The following is a 4,553-nucleotide window of genomic DNA, read 5'->3' as shown; positions in this document are numbered from 1 at the left end:
CGCTGGTTGTTCGTCCTTCCTACGTTCTGGGTGGCCGCGCCATGCAGATCATCCACTCGGAAGGTCAGCTGCAGTCCTACCTGCTCGACACCGTTCCAGGTCTCGTGCCGGAAGACATCAAGCAGCGTTACCCGAATGACAAGACCGGACAGATCAACACCCTGCTCGGCAAGAACCCGCTGCTGTTCGATAGCTACCTGACCAACGCAGTTGAAGTGGACGTTGATGCACTGTGCGACGGCGAAAACGTCTTCGTATCCGGCATCATGGAACACATCGAAGAAGCCGGTATTCACTCCGGTGACTCGGCCTGCTCGCTGCCGGTTCGTTCGCTGTCGAAGGAAATTGTTGACGAGTTGGAGCGCCAGACCACGGCTCTTGCCAAGGCACTGAACGTTGGCGGCCTGATGAACGTCCAGTACGCTATTAAGGACGGAACGATCTATGTTCTCGAGGTCAATCCGCGTGCATCGCGTACCGTGCCATTCGTCGCCAAGACCATAGGCGCACCGATTGCCAAGATCGCAGCCCGCGTCATGGCTGGCGAAAAGCTTGATCCGGCAATTGCCGCCTACGGCGAAAAGCCAGATCCTCGCAACCTGAAGCACATTGCTGTCAAGGAAGCCGTGTTCCCGTTCGCCCGCTTCCCGGGCGTCGACATTCTGCTCGGACCGGAAATGCGCTCGACCGGTGAAGTCATCGGCCTCGATACCGATTTCGCCTTGGCTTTTGCCAAGTCTCAGCTTGGTGCGGGCGTTGACTTGCCACGCTCCGGCGCGGTGTTCGTATCGGTTCGTGACGAAGACAAGGACCGTGTTCTGCCAGCCATCCGCATTCTCGTGGAAATCGGTTTCAAGGTTCTGGCAACCGGTGGCACCCAGCGTTTCCTCGCGGAACAGGGCATTGATGCTGAAAAGATCAACAAGGTTCAGGAAGGTCGTCCGCACATCGAAGATGCCATCCGTAACCGTCAGGTCCAGCTGGTCATCAACACCACTGACAGTAACAAGGCAATCTCCGACTCGAAGTCGCTGCGTCGCGCGACGCTGATGCAGAAGGTGCCTTATTACACCACAATGGCTGGTGCAGAGGCCGCAGCACTTGCCATCAAAGCGCTGAAAGCTGGCAACCTCGAAGTCAGACCGCTGCAAAGCTACTTCTGATCCCTTGTGATACCATTGACCGGCCAACAGCAATGTTGGCCGGTTTTCTTTTGCCCAAAATTTGCGCCATCGATTGAAAAAGGTAAGAACAGACCATGACCGACAAGATGGAAGTTCTAAACGAGCGACTGTTTACCGTTGATCGAACCACGCTGTTTCGCGCCTTTTCCGAAGCCGAGCTTCTGGAACAATGGTGGGGACCACACGGCTTTACCAACCGCATCAGCGCATTCGATTTCAGAATCGGCGGCACATGGCAGATCACCATGACAGCCTCCAACGGCACCGATTTTCACAACGTCTCCACCTTTCGCGAGATTGTCGTTCCGCAGCGGATCGTTTTTGAACATCACGAACCCATACATGTCTATACAATGGAAATAGACCTCACCGACGAGATGGAAGGCACACGTCTCAACTGGCGTATGGTGTTCAATGCCACCGAAGAAAACCTCCAACTCCAGAAATTCATCAAAGCGGCCAACGAACAGAATTTCGACAGGCTGGAAGACCTTCTCCTGGAGATCTCACCCGCGGTGTGAGTTCACAGCGCCACCTCAATCTGCGGAGCAGGATCGGCAGGCCGGATATGAGCCTGACTTTGATACTTGCCAATTTTGCGAATTCAGGAAAATCTCACCCATCCTGTGGGAGAGAAAACGTGGTGGATGCAACATCGGAGCAGGACCAAGCCAGCAAACGTGAATGGATCGGCCTGTTTGTCCTGTCGATTGCCTGTCTGATCTACTCCATGGATTTGTCGGTGCTGTTTCTGGCCATACCGGCCATCGTTGCCGATCTTGACCCCAATGCCACTGAGCTGCTGTGGATCAATGATATCTACGGCTTTATGGTAGCCGGCTTTCTGGTGACCATGGGCACGCTGGGAGACAGGATCGGTCGCCGCAAACTGCTGCTGATCGGTGCCTTTGCCTTTGGAGTAGCCTCTGCACTGGCGGCCTTTTCTTTCACCTCACAGCAGTTGATCATTTCCCGTGCCTTGCAGGGAATAGCCGGTGCCACGGTCGCCCCCTCCACCCTATCGCTCATCGTCAACATCTTCAAAAACGAAGCGGAGAGAAACCGGGCGATCAGCATCTGGGGTGCCGCCTTTGCCCTCGGCGGCCTGATAGGCCCGTTGATCGGCGGTTTGTTGTTGGAGTATTTTCACTGGGGATCGGTATTTCTGATCAATATCCCGGTGATGATGTTTCTCCTCGTCATCGCACCGTTCATTTTGCCGGAATACAAGAACGATGAGGCAGAAGGCATTGATCTACCAAGCGTTCTTTTATCACTCGCAACGGTGCTACCGATTATTTACGGCTTCAAACACATGGCGGCAGATGGTTTTGTACTCATTCAAATGTTGCCCGTCGCAGTCGGACTGTTGGTCGGTGTGTTTTTCGTACGTCGTCAGCAACGCCTGAGCCACCCGCTGATTGATCTTAAACTGTTTCGCATTCCGGCGTTTACAGCATCATTAATGGTCAATCTGGCCGGTGTGTTTTTTGTATTCGGCACCTTCCTCTATCAGAACCTGTTCCTGCAATTGGTCATCGGCCTCACGCCTTTGCAGGCTGCGCTGTGGTCTATTCCTTCGGCTTCAGTTTTCACCATCATGTCGTTCCAGGCCTACCGCTTCACCAACCATTTCGGCCCTATCAAAACCGTGTTGATGGGACTGATGGTCAATGTTGTCGGCACCACAGTCATGGCTATTGCCGCTTATTATGAAAGCCTGCTCGGTATTCTATTTGCCAGCATGTTGATCGGCCTTGGTTTCGTACCGGTCATTCTCACCACCACAGGCTTGATCGTTGGCACCGCCCCGCCAGAACGCGCAGGATCTGCATCGGCAATTTCGGAAACCAGTTCCGAATTTGGTGGCGCTCTTGGCGTCGCGCTGCTTGGCAGCCTTGGCACCGTTGTCTACCGCATGGCGATGTCAGACGTGGATTTGACCGGCCTCGATGACCAGCAGACAGCGGCCATCTCCGGAACGCTGGCCGGTGCGGTTGAAACAGCAAAAGCACTCGGCGGCACAGCAGAACCATCCTGGCTCACCGCCGCAAGGGATGGTTTCTCGCTGGGCTTCGCCGTCTGCTGTCTTCTGGCATCCGTCACCCTGCTGCTGCTCGCCATCATAGCCCGCAAGGTCTATGCAAAGGCCCATATTGACGAGACAACATTACCGTCAAACTGAGGACGTCAGGCAGCCCGAGTGTGTGACGCCAATTGCTGAACCCTGGCAATGTCCTGCCGAAACTTCTGCATTTCGTCTGCCCGTTTGCCTTCATCGGGAATGCGCAGCAAATAGGATGGATGCACGGTCACAAACAGCATCCGGTCCTCCTGCATTGGCATTGTTTTACCGCGTAAATCCGAGATTTTGCCTTTGATGCCGGTCAGCGCAAAAACTGCACTGGCCCCCATCGCAACAATCAATCTGGGCTGCACCAGATCAATTTCACGCGTCAACCACCAGCGGCAATGTTCGATTTCGTTGACATTAGGTGGCTTGTGAATACGCGACTTGCCCCGCGGCTCATATTTGAAATGTTTGACGGCATTGGTGACATAGAGGTCACGACGCGACAATCCGGTTTCGGCAAGCACCGTATCAAACACTTTGCCGGCTGGCCCAATGAACGGACGCCCCGCCAGATCCTCCTGATCACCCGGCTGTTCACCCACGATCATCACATCGGCATGATCCGGTCCCTCACCAAATACCGTCTGGGTGGCAGCGCAATGCAGCGGACACAGCGTGCAGGTCTTTGCCCCATGCCTTAGCCCCTCAAGTGTGTCAGCATCTGGCAAGGCTGGTGCCGGTCTATTTTCCGCCATGGCCTGAATGCGATGGTGGAAGAGCTGCGGTTCGGTGGCAGCCTTCGCCGCCATCTCCAGAACACGCGCCTCAGCCCCCAAAATAAGCTCCGGAATAAGGTCAGCTTCCGGCAGGTTTTTCCAGTATTTCTTCGGCATTTCCGCTGTCATCGCCTTGATCTTCAACCGCGCCGGATTGAAAATATTTGCGTAATAGGTGCGCCAAAGCTCGTCTGTTTCATCTGAAAGATCAGGCTTTTCCGCAGCATCACGAGACGTCTGCAACGTCTCGCCGTCCCACCGCGCAGAGCCCTTGGGCGTCGCGATCAACCAGTCCATATCGGTAAAACGTCGCTGAAAAAAATCCGCCTTGCGTTCAACAATGAAATGATCAGGCTCGAACCATGCAATGAACCGCCGTCGTCCCGCAACACCCTCTGGCAGCGGCATTTCCTTGAAGCGCACAAAGGCTGTCATCTTGTGGCTGTCGCGGCGCACGGACTTTTCCATCGCCCGTACCCGCACCACATCAGGATCAGATTTGAACTGTAACAAGGCGCG

General features: G+C 54.8%; 3 protein-coding genes and 1 pseudogene. 3 read left to right on the top strand and 1 reads right to left on the bottom strand.

Annotation, left to right across the window (positions count from 1 at the left end; translation table 11 throughout):
• The 3 genes and pseudogenes from RT613_RS15165 to RT613_RS15155 form a co-directional block, all read left to right on the top strand.
• A pseudogene (locus tag RT613_RS15165) lies at window positions 1-1,163 on the top strand (carbamoyl phosphate synthase large subunit); the annotation flags it as partial.
• A gap of 95 nt (window positions 1,164-1,258) precedes the next feature.
• Entirely contained in the window at window positions 1,259-1,705 is a 447-nt protein-coding gene (locus tag RT613_RS15160; RefSeq protein WP_313616600.1) for an SRPBCC domain-containing protein, read from the top strand.
• 119 nt (window positions 1,706-1,824) lie between these two features.
• Window positions 1,825-3,369: an MFS transporter gene (locus RT613_RS15155; RefSeq protein WP_313616598.1), complete on the top strand. Its 1,545-nt coding sequence runs from the start codon at window positions 1,825-1,827 to the stop codon at window positions 3,367-3,369.
• Window positions 3,370-3,374: 5 nt separating this feature from the next.
• Here the strand turns inward: RT613_RS15155 and RT613_RS15150 are convergent.
• Window positions 3,375-4,553: UdgX family uracil-DNA binding protein (locus RT613_RS15150; protein ID WP_313616596.1), on the bottom strand; the 1,179-nt coding region annotated here is incomplete at its 5' end.

The organism is Agrobacterium sp., from assembly GCF_032092815.1.
Lineage (GTDB): Bacteria > Pseudomonadota > Alphaproteobacteria > Rhizobiales > Rhizobiaceae > Agrobacterium.
Note: the sequence above shows the minus strand (reverse complement) of the source record. Positions and strands in the feature narration are given on the sequence as shown.